The following is a 16,638-nucleotide window of genomic DNA, read 5'->3' as shown; positions in this document are numbered from 1 at the left end:
CAATGGTGCTGGTTGCTGCTACTTAGCGGAGATCTGCCGCAGCACGTACTGCAGGATGCCGCCGTTGCGGTAGTAGTCGGCTTCACCCGGGGTATCAATGCGCAGGACCGCATCGAAGGTGATGGCTTCGCCGTTTTCGGGGGTGGCCGTGACGCGAACAGTCTTGGGAGTGTTCCCGTTGTTCAGCTCGGTGACACCCTCAACCGCGAAGGTTTCCGTACCCGTCAGGCCCAGGGACTCGGCGTTGACGCCGGCCGGGTACTGCAGGGGAAGGACGCCCATGCCGATGAGATTGGAGCGGTGGATGCGCTCGTAGCTCTCGGCGATGACAGCCTTGACACCCAGCAGTGCGGTGCCCTTGGCGGCCCAGTCACGCGAGGAGCCGGAACCGTATTCCTTGCCGGCCAGGACGACCAGCGGGGTGCCGGCAGCCTGGTAGTTCATCGCGGCATCGTAAACGGCAGCCTGCGGAGCGTCGGCCTGGCTGAAGTCACGGGTGAAACCGCCTTCAACGCCGTCGAGCAGCTGGTTCTTGATGCGGATGTTGGCGAAGGTACCGCGGATCATGACTTCGTGGTTGCCGCGGCGGGAGCCGTAGGAGTTGAAGTCCTTGCGGGCCACACCGTGCTCCAGCAGGTACTTGCCTGCCGGGGTGTCGGACTTGAAGGAGCCGGCCGGGGAGATGTGATCGGTGGTGACCGAATCGCCCAGCTTCAGCAGGACGCGGGCGCCCTCGATGTCGGAGACGGGCTCCGGCTGTGCCTTCATGCCCTCGAAGTACGGGGGCTTCCGGACGTACGTGGACTCCGTATCCCACTCGAAGGTTGCACCTTCGGGAGTGGGCAGGGACTGCCAGCGCTCGTCACCTTCGAAGATGGTGTCGTAGCTGTTGGAGAACATTTCCTTATCGATGGAGGCATCGATGATCTGCTGGACCTCAACCGGGTTCGGCCAGATGTCCTTCAGGAAGATGTCGTTTCCGGCTTCGTCCTGGCCCAGCGGGTCATTCTCGAAGTCGAAGTCCATGGTGCCGGCCAGGGCGTAGGCGACTACCAGCGGCGGGGAGGCCAGGTAGTTCATCTTCACGTCCGGGTTGATGCGGCCTTCGAAGTTGCGGTTACCGGAGAGCACCGCGGTGACGGCCAGGTCGGCTTCATTGATCGCGTCGGAGATTTCCTCTTCGAGCGGACCGGAGTTGCCGATGCAGGTGGCGCAGCCGTAGCCGACCACGAAGAAGCCCAGCTTCTCGAGGTACGGGATCAGTCCGGACTTCTCGTAGTAGTCCGTGACAACCTTCGAGCCCGGGGCCACGGAGGTCTTGACCCACGGCTTGGAGACCAGGCCCTTGTCCACCGCGTTGCGGGCCAGCACGGCGGCGGCCATCATCACGGAGGGGTTGGACGTGTTGGTGCAGGAGGTGATCGAGGCGATCGTCACGGCACCGTGGTCCAGCTCGAAGCTGCGGCCATCCGCCATGGTGACCGGCACGGAGTTGCTGGCGCGCTTGGCCGGGGCATCGGCTTCGGCAACCAGGTCGTGCTGGTGATCCTCGACGTGCGTGGCGTTGGCGTTGAAGGACGGAGCATCCGAGGCCGGGAAGGTTTCTTCCAGGGTCTCGTCTACAGTGCCGTTTTCCGCCTCAACGGTCTCGTGGACGTAGTTCTTCAGGTCATTGCGGAACTGCGTCTTGGCGTTGGTCAGCTCCACGCGGTCCTGCGGACGCTTCGGTCCGGCGATGGAGGAGACAACGGTGGACAGGTCCAGTTCCAGGTACTCGGAGTACTTGATCTCCCTGGACGGATCGTGCCAGAGGCCCTGTTCCTTGGCGTAGGCCTCCACGAGGGCTACGTTCTCCTCGGAGCGGCCGGTCAGGCGCAGGTAATCCAGGGTCACGTCGTCGATCGGGAAGATCGCGGCCGTGGAACCGAACTCCGGGCTCATGTTGCCGATGGTGGCGCGGTTGGCCAGCGGCACAGCGCCGACACCCTCGCCGTAGAACTCCACGAACTTGCCGACAACACCGTGCTTGCGCAGCATTTCGGTGATGGTCAGGACGACGTCGGTGGCGGTGGCGCCGGCGGGGATCTCACCGGTGAGCTTGAAGCCGACAACGCGCGGGATGAGCATGGAGACGGGCTGCCCGAGCATGGCTGCCTCGGCCTCGATGCCGCCAACACCCCAACCCAGGACGCCCAGGCCGTTGACCATGGTGGTGTGGGAGTCGGTGCCGACGCAGGTGTCGGGGTAGGCGCGCAGGACGCCGTCAACTTCACGCGTCATCACGGTGCGGGCCAGGTATTCAATGTTGACCTGGTGCACAATGCCCATTCCCGGGGGAACAACCTTGAAGTCATCGAATGCCGTCTGGCCCCAGCGCAGGAACTGGTACCGCTCGCCGTTGCGCTGGTACTCGATTTCCATGTTGCGCTCCAGGGCGCCGGCGTTGCCGAAGGCATCGATCTGCACCGAGTGGTCAATGACCATTTCGGCCGGTGCCAGCGGGTTCACGCGCTTGGGGTCGCCACCTAGATCGGCAACGGCCTCGCGCATGGTCGCCAGGTCCACGATGCAGGGAACGCCGGTGAAGTCCTGCATGATCACCCGGGCGGGGGTGAACTGGATTTCGGTGCTGGGCTCTGCTTCTGCATCCCACTGCGCCAGGGCACGTACGTGGTCCGCAGTGATGTTTGCACCGTCTTCGGTGCGGAGCAGGTTCTCCAGCAGGACCTTGAGGCTGAACGGAAGGCTCTGGGCGCCTTCGACGGAATTCAGCCGGAAAATTTCATACTCGGAACCATTAACGTCCAGGACGCCTTTGGATCCGAAGCTGTCCACATTAGTCATAACAGGACTCCTCTCGCCACCTTGTTATCTTTGTCCAGCTCACTACTGCCCGCCAGTTAGGTATTCCTAACAGCGACTCAAAGGGACCTGCGAGGGAAACCGGTGGTTCATTTCCCTGCCGAACGGCCCCCTGCCCGGGTATCGGCTTCCCCCAACAACGGGAAACTTCCTTAATGGCGCAGGACTGGACAACTGCCTCCCATCCTAGCCTTTACAGGGACGCCCGCAGGAGATATAGGCCACGACGCGGCGTGACGTATTTTCCATTCCCCCTGCGGGCGCCTGTTTCAGGCCTTGCGGAGGACCGCGAAGGACTCCATGTGGTGGGTGTGCGGGTACAGGTCGAATACCCGCAGGGTTTCGGGTTCCCACCCGGCGCTGCGGAAGTAGCCCAGGTCCCGGGCGAACGACGCCGGGTCGCAGGATACGTAGCCAACTACCCGGGGGGCGGCTGCGTCAATCTGCCGGACCACGGTTTTTCCGGCTCCGGCGCGCGGCGGATCCAGCAGGACGACGTCGAGCTTTCCGGCGTCCCGGAGCACCTTGTCCACCCGGCCCTGGTGAATCTGGACCTGGGGCGCGGCGAAGAGGTTCTTGCGGGCATCCCGGCTGGTGCCCGGGGAGCCTTCCACGGACAGGACGCGCCCGGATTCCCCGGCAGCTCCCGCCAGCGGAGCGGTAAACAGTCCGGCTCCGGCGTACAGGTCCGCGACGGCGTCCCCTGGCTGCACATCGAGGCCGGCCAGGACCGCCTTCGTCAGGGTTTCCGGGGCTGACCGGTGAATCTGCCAGAACCCGGCACCGGTGACCCGGTAGTCCTGTCCCAGCACGGTCTCCTGTACCCAGGTCCGTCCCTTGAGCCGTGTCAGTTCATGGCTTTCCGGGTTCCACGCCGCCACGGACACGCCGTCGGGCAGGCTGCCGGCGATGCGGCCCAGGGTGCGCGGGTGGGTTCCCGCGGCCGGGATGAGCAGGACCAGCGGCTGGCCGCCAGCGGCAGGGGCGGCAACCTCCACACGTTCGACGCCGGAGAAGTCGGTCTCCCAGAGGTGCAGGCTGTTGATGGCCTCCGCGGCGAGGGGCATGTCCTGAACCGGAATCAGTTCATCGGAACGGTGGGCGTGCATGGCCAGGCGCCCGCCCGGTGCCACGGAAAAGCTGACCCTGGTCCGCCAGCCCAGTCCGTCGCTGCTTTCATCCAGCGCCGGCTCCACCTCCGGTGCCAGCTCGGTTCCACCGAGGCGGCGCAGCTGCTCGGCGAAGATCTCCGCCTTCAGCCGGCGCTGGACGGCCAGGTCAATGTGGCCAAACTCGGCCCCGCCCACCGGCAGCTTTCCCCGCGCCGCGGCCCGCAGGGCGTCCGCTTCCTTCCAAAAATGCTCGCGGCGTCCCTCGGCTGCTTCGAGGACCTCAACGACGTCGGCACGCCAGAATTTGGCGTCCTCGCCGGACTCCGTCAGCCGGACCCTGACCCGCTCCCCCGGCAGGGCATGCCGGACAAAAACAACGCGGCCCTCGTGGCGGGCAACAAAATGGCCGCCGTGGGCAGGTGCTTCTACGGTGAGTTCAATCGACATGGTGTGGCTGTACTTCCTTCAAGGGGCCTAAAAGTCCATCTCACCACGAGGGCCGGGCGCTGTGCTATTTGGGCCCCGGGCAGGACTAAGCTGGCGTTGATTGTTTTTCATCTGTGGAACAGTCACCAAGGACCGAACCGAAACCGAGGTAGGGCAGTTGGCCCATTACGTGATCATGGGGTGCGGGCGCGTGGGCGTCAGCCTGGCGCACACCCTGGACAATGCCGGCCATTCGGTCGCCATTATCGACCAGGACGAGCGGGCCTTCCGGCGCCTGCGGCACACCTTCACCGGCCGCAAGGTTACCGGCGTCGGGTTTGACCGTGACACGCTGAAGGCTGCCGGCATCGAGGAAGCCTATGCCTTCGCCGCCGTATCCAGTGGTGATAATTCCAACATCCTGGCCACCCGGGTTGCCCGCGAGACCTTTCATGTCGGGCACGTGGTTGCCCGTATCTATGATCCCGGACGCGCGGAGATTTACCAGCGGCTGGGTATCCCCACGGTGGCCGCGGTGCGCTGGAGCGCTGACCAGGTGCTGCGTCGGATCCTGCCCGAGCAGAGCATCAACGGTGATTTCAGGGAGTCTTCCGGCCGGCTGATCCTGGGCGAACTGGCGCTGCACGAGGCCTGGCTGGGCCGCTCACTCTCCGGTATCGAAGCCGCAGCAGGAGTCCGCATCGCCTACGTCACGCGTTTCGGGGAGGGAATACTCCCCCGCCCGGACAGCAGTTACCAGCAGGGCGACGTCCTGCACGCCATGATGTCCGTGGACCGGACGGCGGAAATCAGCAAAATCCTCTCCAAGGAACCGATCAGGGAGTCCCCGTGAAAGTTGTGATTGCCGGTGCCGGCAGCGTGGGCAGCTCCATTGCCAAGGAACTGCTCTCGCACGGGCACGATGTGCTGCTCATTGATGAGAAGCCCGAGTGCGTGGGCCGCAGCGGGCTGCGCGGTGCGCGCTGGCTCATTGGCGACGCCTGCGAACTTACCACCCTCAAGGACGCCCAGCTGGAAGATGCCGACGTCGTGGTCTCGGCCACGGGTGACGACAAGGTGAACCTGGTGGTCTCGCTGCTGGCCAAAAGCGAGTTCGGGGTGGCGCGGACGGTCGGCCGGGTCAACAACCCCAAGAACGACTGGATGTTTGATGACTCCTGGGGTGTGGACGTAGCCGTTAACACCCCGCGGCTGATGACGGCCCTGGTGGAGGAGGCAGTGGAGATCGGTGACCTGGTCCGGCTGCTGACGCTGCAGACCGGTGTCTCCTCGATGGTGGAATTCACCGTCCCCGCGGATTCGCACCTGACCGGACGGACCCTTGGCTCCATCGACTGGCCGCTGGATGCCACGGTGGTGGCCATCCTGCGCGACGACGTGCCCATCACCCCCAGCAACGACGACGTCGTCGAACCCGGCGACGAACTGTTCTTCATCACCACCATCGCGGCGGAGGATGATCTGCGTGCCGTACTGGCCCCCGGCGCCGATCAGCGTGCCGGTCAGGGAGCGGACGCGGACCCTGTTTCCGGCGGGGCATCGGATCCGGAGCCGTCCGAAACAATGGCCGCGGGACGGGAAACCACCCAGGCCAGCCACAATCCCAGCGCATAGAGCGGTACGCCCATGGCCAGTCGCATGGTGCCCAGGGCGGCAACGTTGTCCGCAAGGTACAGCGGCAGCTGGACTGCCAGCCGCAGCGCGAAGACCGCCACGATGATCCAGCTGGCCCAGATGTAGGCCTTCATCCGCACCGGCACGGCCCGCCAGTCGAGGTTCTCGCCCCGGATGAATCCGAAGAGCAGGCCGGCCACGGGCCACTTCACGGCGATGGAAACCAGGAAGGCCAGGATGTACGCCGCGTTGAGGTAGAACCCGGGCACGAAGTAGGTGGCGCCCTCACCGCTGCGAAGGGCAACAAACGCGCAGATCGCGACGCCGGCCACCCCGGTCAGGGACTGCATCAGCGGACGGCGCTGGATCAGGTTGGCAATGGAAAAGACCGCCGCGGCTGCCACTGCTGCACCCAGGGCAAGGTTCAGCGCGGCACCCACGGTGTAGAGGAGCGTAAACAGCAGGCCCGGGACAATTGCTTCAGCCAGTCCGCGGATTCCGCCCACGGATTTCAGGACGTCAATCTGGCCGTCTTCGCGGCGTTCCATGCCTGCCCGGGCGGCATACTGTCCCGCGAGCTGGTTCAAATCCGGCTGGCCTTCACCGGGGTCCTTCTGGGTGCTCATGCGTCGGCCTCCGGGCGTCCAATGATTTCGTATCTCGGGTTGAAGATTGTGGGATAGCCGTCCACCGTCGAGACCATACCCTCGAAGGCGAGGGAGGTCCCTGCCTCGACGCCGGGAACGCGGCGCTGGCCAACCCAGATGAGCCGCACCTTGGGGCGGGGCTTCAGCGGGGAGCTGCGGTACGCCGCCATGGAATCCTCCACCATCGCCGTGAAACGCGGCGGCTCGGTGGCCGGCGCAACCGTGATGGCTGATACGTAACCGCGGCAGTAGGCCCTGCCGCGTGGCGGCAGGGACTTGACGCTGACGAAGTGGGGGGAACCGTAGGCTGTTGGCACCGATTAGCCGATCGTCGTGATTTCCGGGCCACGCTTAGGTGCGGAAGGCCGGGCAGGGCCTGCAGCCGGCCGCGGCAGCGGGGATGCGTCGCGCGGCAGGCGCAGCTGCAGCAAATCCCTGGGCGGCAGCGGCTGCTCGCCGCGGACAACCACCACGTTACGGAAGACATCCTCCAGGGGGCGTGCAGCTTCGGGGTTCATGGCTGCCGGACCGCCGAAGACGCCGCGAAGGAACCAGCGGGGCCCGTCAACACCGACGAAACGGGCCACCCGGTAGCCCTTGGAGCCATCCTGTGCCTGGGCCGGGACCTTGGCCAGCAGCTCGGTGCCGAAGGTGCCGGTAAGTTCATCCACGGTTCCGCCCTGGGAACTGACCGACTTGCCGATCTGCTCACGGATGTCGTCCCAGAGAGTTTCCGAGCGGGGAGCAGCGAAGGCCTGGAGCTGCAGGCTGGAGCCTTCAAGATCCAGCGTCACGGCGACCACGCGCTGGGTCTTCTCCTCGACCTCCAGGCGCAGCTGCAGCCCCTGGGAAGCAGCGATCCGCAGGGCACCGAGATCAATGTAGCCTTCCTCCGAAGGCCGGTCGCTCAGGTCATAGGGGCCGGCGGCCTCCGGTGTGCCGGCCTGCGCCGCCGCGGAATCCTGCGCACCTGCGTCCTGCACGTCGCCTGCCGTCTCGGCGGCAACGCCGGCAGCTGCCGGTTCCTCTGCCTTGGTTTTCTTACGGCGCCCAAATGCCATAACCAGGTTCCTTCTCTCTCATCTGCGAAGTTCAAATTTCCCGGCACGGCAGCCGGGCACGGGCTCAGGCCGGTACGGCGCTGAAGCCCCCGGTGGAGCCAAACCCGCCGGCGCCGCGAACGGAGTCCGGCAGTTCGTCAACGACAACAAACCCTGCGGTTTCCACCCGCTGGATCACCAGTTGCGCAATCCGGTCACCCCGCCGCAGGCTGACTGCCTCAGTGGTGTCGGTATTGATCAGTGTGACGGAGATTTCCCCCCGGTAGCCTGCATCGACGGTCCCGGGTGCATTGACAATGCTGATGCCGTGTTTGGTGGCAAGTCCGGAGCGGGGGTGCACAAAGGCGGCATAGCCGTGCGGCAGCGCCAGGGCAACACCGGTGGGAATGAGCTTCCGCTCCCCCGGCTCCAGCGTGAAATCGATCCGCGAGCGAAGGTCCGCCCCGGCGTCGCCGGGATGGGCATACGAGGGCGCTTCCAGGCCTTCGTCAAGCATCTTGAGCTGCACCTTCAGGGTGGTCGCTTCCTCTGGCACCAGTTTCTCCGGTTTCAATAGACCTGCATCCGCTGTCCTGCGGCCGGAGCGGCCACACGGAAGTGAATGGACAAATATGAATGGTGCCCCGCTTTGGCGGGGCCGGTTGCTTCGCGGGCGTCCGCCCGGGTCAACCCACCACACTTTAGCGCGTTTTCCTGTACGGTTCCCCGGCTCCGCACTGACGGCACGGCGCGGGATGAAATGCCTCGGCAAAGGTGAAAAGCTGTTGGTATGTCATCCCCTTCTGCCAAGAGCCCCGCGAACACAGTGCTGTACTCCGAACGGCTCACGCCCTCCATCTGGATCTGGCTTATCGCCGCCGGCCTTGCCTCCGCCTGCATCCTCGTTTTTATGCCCATCAGTGTTTTTGCCGGCATCACCGGCGCGGTGATTGCCGCCATCATCCTTGCCGTCCTGCTGATCCTCTCCACCCCTGCCATCCGGGTCACGCCGGACTCCCTGCAGGTGGGACGCGCCCAGATTGAACGCCGTTTCATCGGCCGGGTGGAAGGCTTCCGCGGAGATGACGCCACGCTCCAGCGGGGACCGGCGCTGAACGCCACTGCCTACATGTGCATCCGGGGATGGATCTCGCCGGTGGTCCGGATTGAAATCACCGACCCGGCGGACCGCACGCCGTACTGGCTCACCTCCACCCGGCACCCCGAGAAGCTGGTTCAGGCACTGACCGAGGGCCGCTAGGGCATCAGCCTTCGCAGTCCACGCAGTAGTACATTCCGTCCTTCTCCAAGGCAATCTGGGAGCGGTGGCGGACCAGGAAGCAGGAGGCACAGGTGAATTCGTCTGCCTGCGCCGGCATGACCCGGACAAGCAGCTCTTCGCTGGAAAGGTCGGCGCCGGGCAGTTCGAAGCCCTCGGCGGCCTCTGCCTCGTCCTCGTCCACCACAGCCGACTGCGGATCCACCCGCCGGGTCTTGAATTCTTCTATCGACTCCTCGCCGGCGTCCTCTTCGGTCTTGCGGGGGGCGTCATAATCTGTCGCCATAATGTTTTCTTCTCACCGTCCGGTTGAGTGGTGTTCGCCGTTCCCTGAGTCCGCGCAGGACCGGCTGTCCGGACCCGTGTCAGCGACTCGGAGATATCAACGCCACGGATACCTGTTTTGTGCCCGTAAAGCAGAGATTTTTGCGTAACGGCGGACAAAAAGCCAACCGGTGTCTCCCGGGCGGGCCGGGGGCCGGCTTTCGGCCCCTTCCCAATCGCGCCACACCCGGCCAAACCTTAGGTTTTCGCCTCGGGTGATGGCATTGTTTCAAGAAGGAATTGCTATCGGGTGGAGGATTTTTTGATGCAGGATCTACGGCTGGTGGGTGTCCATGAAGGTGGCGAACATCTGCTGTTAAGCGGCAAGGGTGGCGAAACGTTCCGTCTGCGGATCGATGAAGCACTGCGTGTGGCAGCTTCACGCCCCACGCACCGGTCCGCACCACAGGCGGACGCCTCCACCGGGTCCGGCCCCAGCATGACGCCCCGGGACATCCAGGCCCGGATCCGCTCCGGCGCCAGCGCCGAGGAAGTGGCTGAGTTGTCCGGCCACGACCTGGCGCATATCCGCCGCTACGAAGGTCCGGTGCTCGCCGAACGCGAGTATGTGGCCCGGCAGGCCCAGGCCGTTGAAGTTGCGGCCCCGATGTCCGCCACGCACGACGGTTACCGGAGCGCCTTTGGCGAGAACCCGGTCAACCTCGGCGATATGGTCCTGCACCGCCTGCGTTCCTTCGGTGTGGACCCTGATTCCGTGCAGTGGGATGCCTGGCGGCGGCCGGACGGCACCTGGGAGGTTGTTGCCCGGTTCGACCTCAGCGAAAAGTCCCGCGTAGCCGTGGGTGAGGAGCCCCCCGCGCGCTGGATTTTCAGTCCGCTGCGCAAGAGCGTCACCAATACCAACAGGTGGGCCCAGGTCCTTAGCGAACTCGAGCCGCTGGACTCCCCCGTTCCCACCCGGCGCCTGGCCGCCGTCGCGGACCGTGTCTTCGACTTCGAAGCCGAGAGCGGACCGGAGGAGCCGTCCACGGACACCGACAGCATCCTCGAAGTCCTCCGTTCGCGCCGCGGGCAGCGTCTGGGCAGCGACGAAGAAGGGGATGACGCCCTTGCCACGCTGCTCGCCAAGGGCAGTGTTCCCGCTGCCCACCCGCGGGACGGGCGTGCCGATGCCGAAGAGGACGACGACGCAGGAAAGCGGCCGCGTACAGGCCGGCTTACCCTGGCTCCGTCCATCAGCGCACCGTCGGCGGAGGACCCGTCCACTGCTGATGCGGCCGACGGCGAGGGCACCATTGATCCCATCACGCTGCCGGGCGGGGTGACCCAGACCCGGGAAATCAGTGTCCTGGCCCGCCCGTTCCGCCGCCGTGCGGCCCGCACCGGGGACTCCCCTGACTCCGGGCCGGCGGACACGCAGGACGCTTCGGCATCCCAGGCAGACCCCGCAGCGGACAACACGCCAGCTGTTTCCGAGCCGGCCGAGGACGCGGCAGACACTGCGGCTGCAGCACGGAAGAATGCCGGACGGGACTTCCCCTGGGACCGGCTGCCCAACGGCGGCCGGGGCCAGCGCGTGGACGAGTCGGACAGCTCCAAGGACGCCAAGCCGGAGGACGGCTCCGAACGCAGGGTGATTAAGCCCAAGCGTTCCTCGGTACCGTCCTGGGACGAGATAGTCTTCGGCACCAAGGGCGATTAGCCCTCCGGCGCCTCCGGCCACCACCGGAAACACGAACGCAGAAGGGCTGCCCGCCGCGGGCAGCCCTTCTGCGTTGCTGGTTGGGGCCGGTAGTGAGTTGGGACGGGTTGCTGGTTGACCAGGTAGTCCCGCCGGACAGTCGGTGGGGTTTAGTGGCGCCGGCGCCGTCCCGCAGCCGGTTCCACGGAGCAGATATCCGCCGAGGCGGGTTCGCCCTCGTCTGTCAGCAAGGCCGCCTGATGCGCGGTGACCCGCCGCATGTAATGCCGGCGGCACAGGGTTTCGTAGCCAACCGCCGGGGCGGTACCGGTGGAAGCGGCCTCCAGCAGGTCATCGGCGTCAAAGAGCGGCTGATCGTCAAACAGGGGCGCGGCATCCGCCTGCCCGTCCCGGCGCGCGTCCGGAGCTGCGGCGGAGGCACGGGCCTCAACGTCACCCACTACCACCTGGTCCCCCTCCGTAACCATCACGCCGTCGACCGTTCGCGCATTATGGGTGGCGCGGCGGCCGCACCAGCACAGGGCCCGAACCTGGAGGACCTCCATGCGGTCGGCCAGCTCCACCAGGCGCTGGGACCCGGGAAACAAACGGGTGCGGAAGTCCGAGGTGATGCCGAAGGCGAACACGTCAATGCCCATTTCATCAACCACACAGGCCAGCTGTTCCACCTGGTCGGCACTGTAGAACTGCGCTTCGTCGCAGATCAGGTAGTCCACGTTGTGTCCCGCCGCGCGGCAGTTGAGCACCTCGGCCCAGAAATCCGTGTCGTCACGGACTTCGACGGCGGGAGTCTGCAGTCCGAGCCGGCTGGAGATCATGGATTCACCGGCGCGGTCATTGCGGCTGAACAGGATTCCCCCGCGTCCGCGGGCGCTGTGGTTGTAGTCCATCTGGAGCGCGAGGGTTGATTTCCCGCAATCCATGGTGCCCGAAAAAAAGACCAGTTCTGCCATGACTACTTTCCGCCGCTGGCCGCACGGGGCCGGGCGTGTGAGCGGGTGGGGGTTTCCGGGCGGGCCAGGACCAGGAGCGGCACTTCGCACTCAGCCCGTGTCAGTGAGCCGTGCTGGCCGACCACATCGAAGGCAGAGGCGGGCACACGCCGCAGGTCGTAGAGGGCGATGGGTTCGCGGGCGGCTACCAGGAGGTCACCGATGCGCGGCAGTACGGCCGGATCCACGTCCGGCCCGAAATACCCGGCCTGCACCGCCTCGTTCCGGGTGAAGATCCAGGCCCGGTTGCCATAGGCTTTCTGCCAGGCGGACCGCAGCCGCTCCAGTGCGGCGCTGCCGGCGTCGGGCTCCAGGTACAGGTGCACCATGCGCGGCTCGCCCGCAGTGTGCCGGACGCCGTCGATAAGTTCAGGCTGCGTACTGAAATCGAAACGTGCGCCGGCGGGAACATCCACCATTCCGTGGTCCGCCGTCAGCAGCACCAGGGTACCGGCGGGCACCCTGGCCACGAGGCGTTTGAGTGCGCTGTCCAGCTCTTCAAGTTCGTTGCCCCACTCGGCGGAGGCGGACCCGTAGCGGTGCCCGGCCTTATCCAGCTCGTTCCAGTACAGGTACATCAGCATCCGGTCCGCTCCGGCGAGGGCATCCACCGCAGCGGAAACCCTCGCATGGACACCGGAGGCCGGGATGAACGTGCCGCCCCGCAGCGCCGCGCGGGTCAGGGCGGAATCGGCAAAGCGCGGCAGGCTGACGGTGGCAACGGAAACATGCCCGGCTGCCTCTTCCAGGACGGTGGGATACGGCTGCCAGCGCAGCGGATCCACGCCGGCGTCCCAGGAGCCGAGCATGTTCACCACCTTGTCCTGCTCCGGATCCAGCACGTCGTAGCCTACGAGTCCGTGCCGTCCGGGCGGCAGTCCGGTGCCCAGGGAGGCCAGCGAGGCCGCCGTCGTGGTGGGGAAAGAGGCATCCAGGCTGCGGGCACCGGGCAGGAAGCTCCGCAGGAAGGGGGCGTGTCCGCCGCGCTTCTTCAGCAGGGACAGGCCGAGGCCGTCCACCATGACAACACAAACGCGTTTGGCGGCCGGCAGGTTCAGCCGGTTGGTGTATCCGGGCACACCCAGGACGGCAGCTGCGCTGGCGAGGACATCGCTTACGGAGCGGCTGCCGTAAGCCGGTGCCGCGGGCAGGGGCGAGGGAACGGCGGAGTCGGATCCCACGGAGCTACCGCTGCGGGTGGGCGCGGTTGAAGCGTCCGCCAATGCCGGGAACACGCCGTGTGTCGGTGTCCAGGGGACGGGGCGCGGTGGTGGTGTCCGTGTTGACCTTGCGCAGCGCGCGCGCGAAGGCCTTGGCGTTCTGCACTGCCTGCGCGCCGTCGGCTTCGGAGCTCACGCGCAGCACAATGTCCTCCTGGGCAATGGTGCCCGTGTAACCGTGGTCCGCCTCGCACTGCGGGTCGGCACAGCCTGCCGGACCCATGTCCAGCCGCTGCCCGCCGGACCAGGCGATGGCCAGGGTCATTTCGCGGACCGGATCGGAAGGCTTGTAGTTCTGCGGCTGGGCATACATGTAACCCAGCACCACGGACCGGATCTGGGTGACCGGAACCGATTCGGTGGATACCTGGGCCATCATCTGCTCGCCGGCCTCATCCAGCTGCTGATCATCCACGTGGGTGATAACCAGCATGTCCTCGGTGAGGACCAGCACGGTGATGTGCCGGTGCACCTCGGTGCGCTCAAAGTGCGTTTCGAGGTGGATGAGGTGGGACAGCGGTTCCCGGCCGTCGAGGGCGTCGTGGACGACGTCGGCCAGGAGCGTCGGGTAGAAGCCCGCACGTTCCATGGAGGCATCAAGGCTGCGGCGTTCAGCGGAAAGTAACGGCGACATGTCTCCAGTTTCCCCCAGATCGGCCTCCAGTGCCTAAATGGCGCGCGGGCGGCGGGAAGATCAGTCCCGCATCGCCCGCCGTGCACTGTCGGCACGCCGCTGCGGGTGGCCCAGACGGATGTCGGCGCTGAGCACGGTGACCCCTTCGGCCGATACCAGCACCGGGTTGATTTCGATCAGCCCGATCTGGGCGTGCTCGTCCTTCAGCGCCGCTATCCGGGCAATCAGGTCCTCGAGCGCGGCAGTGTCGGCCACCGGCAGGCCCTGATAGCCAAAAAGTTTCACCGAGGCCCGCGGTGTCCGCACGAGATCGGAAATATCGCGGTCCGTCAGCGGCGGTACGGCGTGGGCCCAGTCATCCAGGAGGGAGGTGGCGTCTCCAGCCAGCCCGAAGGAGAGTACCGGTCCCAGCAGGGGATCCTCAATGGCACGGATCAGGCAGCCCTGGCCGCTGGCTGCCATGGACTGCACTTCCATTTCGAAAGTGCCGTACCGCGCCAGGGCCTCCCGCATCTGCACGATGTTGGTCCGCAGTGCTTCCGGAGTGAAGATGTTCAGCCGCACTCCCCCCAGGTCCAGGCGGTGCCGCAGGTGTCCTTCGCGGGTCTTGACCACCACCGGCCAGCCGAGTTCTTCCGCCGCCTGCACGGCCTCATCCTCGGTAGTGAAACTTTTGGCAGGCAGTACGGAAATGCCGTAGAACTCCAGCAGCCGGGCTGTCTGGGCCTGATCCAGGCGGGTCAGCCGGTCCCCTTCCACCTGATCCATCAGCGAGTCGATATACGCGGCTGCTCCTTCGGTGTCCACGCCCTCCGGTTCCACGAAAGTACCGTGGTCCCGGGCTGCCCATTCGGTGTAGCGGACCACCGAGGCCAGGGCACTGACCGCAGCCCCGGGGCTGCTGAAGCAGGGAAGGCCCTCCCCCGGCCCGGCGGTATCGGCGGCCAGAAGTCCTTCCACATGTGCGCGGGGATCCACGATCCCCGTGAACGCGGCAACAAGCGGCTTGCCGGTTGCCTGTACGCATTCGGCCAGCGCCGCGGCGATCGCCTCGGTGCCCAGCCCGGGGGCAGGCAGGACAGCGACGACGCCGGCGTCGACGTCATCGGCGGAGAGCACCTCGGTGACGGTCCGGCGCAGCTGCGGCAGCGCAACGCTCATGCCGGTGTCCAGCGCCAGTTCCGTTTCCAGCCGGGCAATGTCCAGGTCCATGCCGGTGCAGGCGTCGGCCAGCACCCGGCCCAGCGCGACGGAGTTGCTGAAAACTGCTATCCGGCGTCCGCGCGGAAGCGGCTGGCTGACCGCTATCTGGGCCACATCGATCAGCTGCTCGTTGGTACTGACCCGGATAACGCCGGACTGGCGCAGCATCGCATCCAGTGCCCCCGGAGGTGCCTGCGTGGTCCGCACGGCGTGGCCCGGCGGCAGCTGCTGCCCGGTGACATCCGATTTGGCCACAATGACGGGTTTGGTGCGCGCCAGCCGCCGGGCCAGGCGTGAGAACTTACGCGGGTTGCCCACCGACTCCAGGTACATCGCCACCACGCGGGTATCGGCGTCGTCCTCCCAGTACTGCATGGCGTCGTTGCCGGATACGTCGGCACGGTTGCCGGCGGAGATGGTGGAGGAGAGCCCCAGCGCACGGCGCTGCGCGGTGGCGTAGAGGAGGACGCCGATGGCCGCCGACTGGCTGAAAAGCCCCAGGCCGCCGCGCCGGGGCAGGGCCGGCGCCATGGAGGCATTCAGCGAAACCTCCGGCCGGGTGTTGATCAGTCCCAGGGAGGCCGGACCCACCACGCGCATGCCGTGGGCGCGCGCCCGGCGCACCAGGGCGCGCTGCCGGGCCAGGCCCTCGGGCCCCTTCGGGCCGAAACCGGCGGTGACCACCAGCAACGCCTTGACGCCTGCCGCTGCGCATTCATCGGCCACTTCCAGGACCTGCTCGTACGGCACTGCGATGACGGCGAGCTGCACGGTTTCGGGGACTTCGGCAATCCGGCTGTAGGAAATCATCCCGGCGAGCTCGAACGCCTCGGGATTGATGGCATAGACGGATCCCTTGAAGCCGCCCTCAATAATGTGTTCCAGCAGCTGCTGGCCCACCGAGCCCCATTCCCGGCTGGCCCCGATGACCGCAATGGAGGACGGTGAGAGCAGGTCAGCAACGCTGCGGGCCTCGGCCCGGTGTTCGCGTGCCTCCATCACTGCCAGCGATTTCTCGGTGGGGTCAATGTTGAAGTCCAGGGCAATCACGCCATCGTCAAAGTGCCTGCTGACTTCATACCCGGCGTCGGCGAACACACCGATCATCTTTCGGTTCTCCGGCAGGACCTCGGCCGAGAACCGCCGGATGCCGTTTTCCCGGGCCGCGGCGGCGAGGTGTTCGAGCAGGATGGAGCCGAGCCCGCGGCCCTGGTGCTCGTCCGCTATGTTAAACGCCACCTCGGCCTCGGTGGGATCATCCAGGCGGTCATAGCGGCCAATGCCGATGATCTCGTCGCCGATGGTGATCACAAACGCCACCCGGTTGCGGTAGTCCACATTGGTGAAGCGCTCCAGCTCCTTGCTGCTGAGCTTAGCCTTGTAAGTGAAGAACCGGAGGTAGATGGAGCTTTGCGACTGCCGCATGTGGAACGCCTGGAGGGCATCTGCATCAGCCGGGGACACCGGCCGCAGATGGCCGGTTCCTCCGTCACGCAACACGACGTCCGCTTCCCAATATTCGGGGTAATGTCCCTGCTCCACCATAGACTCAGAGTAGTGGGCATTCTCCCCCACCGCATTTATCCCGCACCGCATGGTTT

General features: G+C 66.0%; 15 protein-coding genes. 4 read left to right on the top strand and 11 right to left on the bottom strand.

The window, feature by feature from the left end:
• Nucleotides 1–18 precede the first annotated feature (18 nt).
• Together acnA and MUK71_RS07085 are read right to left on the bottom strand one after the other, a co-directional pair.
• Nucleotides 19–2,844, bottom strand: a complete 2,826-nt coding sequence (gene acnA, locus MUK71_RS07090; RefSeq protein ID WP_227927999.1) for an aconitate hydratase AcnA — start codon at nucleotides 2,842–2,844, stop codon at nucleotides 19–21.
• Between the two features lie 287 nt (nucleotides 2,845–3,131).
• Nucleotides 3,132–4,421 carry a class I SAM-dependent RNA methyltransferase gene (locus MUK71_RS07085; protein ID WP_227928000.1) on the bottom strand — a complete coding sequence of 430 codons (1,290 nt, stop codon included), beginning with the start codon at nucleotides 4,419–4,421 and terminating at the stop codon, nucleotides 3,132–3,134.
• A 157-nt stretch (nucleotides 4,422–4,578) separates the two neighbouring features.
• Between MUK71_RS07085 and MUK71_RS07080 the strand changes: the two genes are divergently transcribed.
• Nucleotides 4,579–5,253, top strand: a complete 675-nt coding sequence (locus MUK71_RS07080) for a potassium channel family protein (RefSeq protein ID WP_227902192.1) — start codon at nucleotides 4,579–4,581, stop codon at nucleotides 5,251–5,253.
• The gene (locus tag MUK71_RS07075; RefSeq protein ID WP_227928001.1) at nucleotides 5,250–6,035 is read left to right on the top strand and encodes a potassium channel family protein; all 786 of its coding nucleotides are present in this window, start codon (nucleotides 5,250–5,252) and stop codon (nucleotides 6,033–6,035) included. The genes MUK71_RS07080 and MUK71_RS07075 overlap by 4 nt, the downstream gene beginning before the upstream one ends.
• Here the strand turns inward: MUK71_RS07075 and MUK71_RS07070 are convergent.
• From MUK71_RS07070 to dut, 4 genes are all read right to left on the bottom strand, one after another.
• Nucleotides 5,924–6,661, bottom strand: coding sequence for a DUF3159 domain-containing protein (locus MUK71_RS07070; protein ID WP_227928002.1), 738 nt, complete (start codon nucleotides 6,659–6,661; stop codon nucleotides 5,924–5,926). The two genes, MUK71_RS07075 and MUK71_RS07070, sit on opposite strands and share 112 nt — an antisense overlap.
• The gene (locus MUK71_RS07065; protein WP_227902195.1) at nucleotides 6,658–6,999 is read right to left on the bottom strand and encodes a hypothetical protein; all 342 of its coding nucleotides are present in this window, start codon (nucleotides 6,997–6,999) and stop codon (nucleotides 6,658–6,660) included. Before MUK71_RS07065 ends, MUK71_RS07070 begins: the two co-directional genes overlap by 4 nt.
• A gap of 3 nt (nucleotides 7,000–7,002) precedes the next feature.
• Complete coding sequence (locus MUK71_RS07060) at nucleotides 7,003–7,743, bottom strand: DUF3710 domain-containing protein (protein WP_227928003.1); 741 nt, start codon at nucleotides 7,741–7,743, stop codon at nucleotides 7,003–7,005.
• Between the two features lie 64 nt (nucleotides 7,744–7,807).
• Nucleotides 7,808–8,278 (bottom strand): dUTP diphosphatase, encoded by a 471-nt coding sequence (dut, locus tag MUK71_RS07055; protein WP_341482016.1) that lies wholly within the window; start codon nucleotides 8,276–8,278, stop codon nucleotides 7,808–7,810.
• Nucleotides 8,279–8,512: 234 nt separating this feature from the next.
• Between dut and MUK71_RS07050 the strand changes: the two genes are divergently transcribed.
• Complete coding sequence (locus tag MUK71_RS07050; RefSeq protein WP_227902198.1) at nucleotides 8,513–8,983, top strand: DUF3093 domain-containing protein; 471 nt, start codon at nucleotides 8,513–8,515, stop codon at nucleotides 8,981–8,983.
• Between the two features lie 4 nt (nucleotides 8,984–8,987).
• Here the strand turns inward: MUK71_RS07050 and MUK71_RS07045 are convergent, their stop codons facing one another.
• Entirely contained in the window at nucleotides 8,988–9,287 is a 300-nt protein-coding gene (locus MUK71_RS07045; RefSeq protein WP_227928005.1) for a DUF4193 domain-containing protein, read from the bottom strand.
• A 303-nt stretch (nucleotides 9,288–9,590) separates the two neighbouring features.
• Here MUK71_RS07045 and sepH point away from each other — a divergent pair, with 303 nt between their 5' ends.
• Nucleotides 9,591–10,988, top strand: a complete 1,398-nt coding sequence (gene sepH, locus MUK71_RS07040) for a septation protein SepH (RefSeq protein WP_227928006.1) — start codon at nucleotides 9,591–9,593, stop codon at nucleotides 10,986–10,988.
• 149 nt (nucleotides 10,989–11,137) lie between these two features.
• On the opposite strand, the gene MUK71_RS07035 is transcribed toward sepH, so the two are convergent.
• From MUK71_RS07035 to MUK71_RS07020, 4 genes are read right to left on the bottom strand one after another with little or no spacing between them, the layout of a single operon-like run.
• Nucleotides 11,138–11,941: a thymidine kinase gene (locus tag MUK71_RS07035; RefSeq protein ID WP_227928007.1), complete on the bottom strand. Its 804-nt coding sequence runs from the start codon at nucleotides 11,939–11,941 to the stop codon at nucleotides 11,138–11,140.
• Between the two features lie 2 nt (nucleotides 11,942–11,943).
• Nucleotides 11,944–13,161 (bottom strand): alkaline phosphatase family protein, encoded by a 1,218-nt coding sequence (locus MUK71_RS07030; RefSeq protein ID WP_227928008.1) that lies wholly within the window; start codon nucleotides 13,159–13,161, stop codon nucleotides 11,944–11,946.
• Between the two features lie 4 nt (nucleotides 13,162–13,165).
• Nucleotides 13,166–13,834 (bottom strand): DUF5998 family protein, encoded by a 669-nt coding sequence (locus MUK71_RS07025; protein WP_227902203.1) that lies wholly within the window; start codon nucleotides 13,832–13,834, stop codon nucleotides 13,166–13,168.
• Between the two features lie 60 nt (nucleotides 13,835–13,894).
• Entirely contained in the window at nucleotides 13,895–16,582 is a 2,688-nt protein-coding gene (locus MUK71_RS07020) for a bifunctional acetate--CoA ligase family protein/GNAT family N-acetyltransferase (protein WP_227902204.1), read from the bottom strand.
• Nucleotides 16,583–16,638 lie beyond the last annotated feature (56 nt).

Origin of the sequence: Arthrobacter zhangbolii, from assembly GCF_022869865.1 — a bacterium.
GTDB lineage: Bacteria > Actinomycetota > Actinomycetes > Actinomycetales > Micrococcaceae > Arthrobacter_B > Arthrobacter_B zhangbolii.
Note: the sequence above shows the minus strand (reverse complement) of the source record. Positions and strands in the feature narration are given on the sequence as shown.

Bases quoted from the DNA above. Each gene is read 5' to 3' on its own strand.
- acnA (WP_227927999.1), bottom strand. From the start codon at position 2,844: ATGACTAATGTGGACAGCTTCGGATCCAAAGGCGTCCTGGACGTTAAT.
- MUK71_RS07085 (WP_227928000.1), bottom strand. From the start codon at position 4,421: ATGTCGATTGAACTCACCGTAGAAGCACCTGCCCACGGCGGCCATTTT.
- MUK71_RS07070 (WP_227928002.1), bottom strand. From the start codon at position 6,661: ATGAGCACCCAGAAGGACCCCGGTGAAGGCCAGCCGGATTTGAACCAG.
- MUK71_RS07060 (WP_227928003.1), bottom strand. From the start codon at position 7,743: ATGGCATTTGGGCGCCGTAAGAAAACCAAGGCAGAGGAACCGGCAGCT.
- MUK71_RS07050 (WP_227902198.1), top strand. From the start codon at position 8,513: ATGTCATCCCCTTCTGCCAAGAGCCCCGCGAACACAGTGCTGTACTCC.
- MUK71_RS07045 (WP_227928005.1), bottom strand. From the start codon at position 9,287: ATGGCGACAGATTATGACGCCCCCCGCAAGACCGAAGAGGACGCCGGC.
- sepH (WP_227928006.1), top strand. From the start codon at position 9,591: ATGCAGGATCTACGGCTGGTGGGTGTCCATGAAGGTGGCGAACATCTG.
- MUK71_RS07035 (WP_227928007.1), bottom strand. From the start codon at position 11,941: ATGGCAGAACTGGTCTTTTTTTCGGGCACCATGGATTGCGGGAAATCA.
- MUK71_RS07025 (WP_227902203.1), bottom strand. From the start codon at position 13,834: ATGTCGCCGTTACTTTCCGCTGAACGCCGCAGCCTTGATGCCTCCATG.
- MUK71_RS07020 (WP_227902204.1), bottom strand. From the start codon at position 16,582: ATGGTGGAGCAGGGACATTACCCCGAATATTGGGAAGCGGACGTCGTG.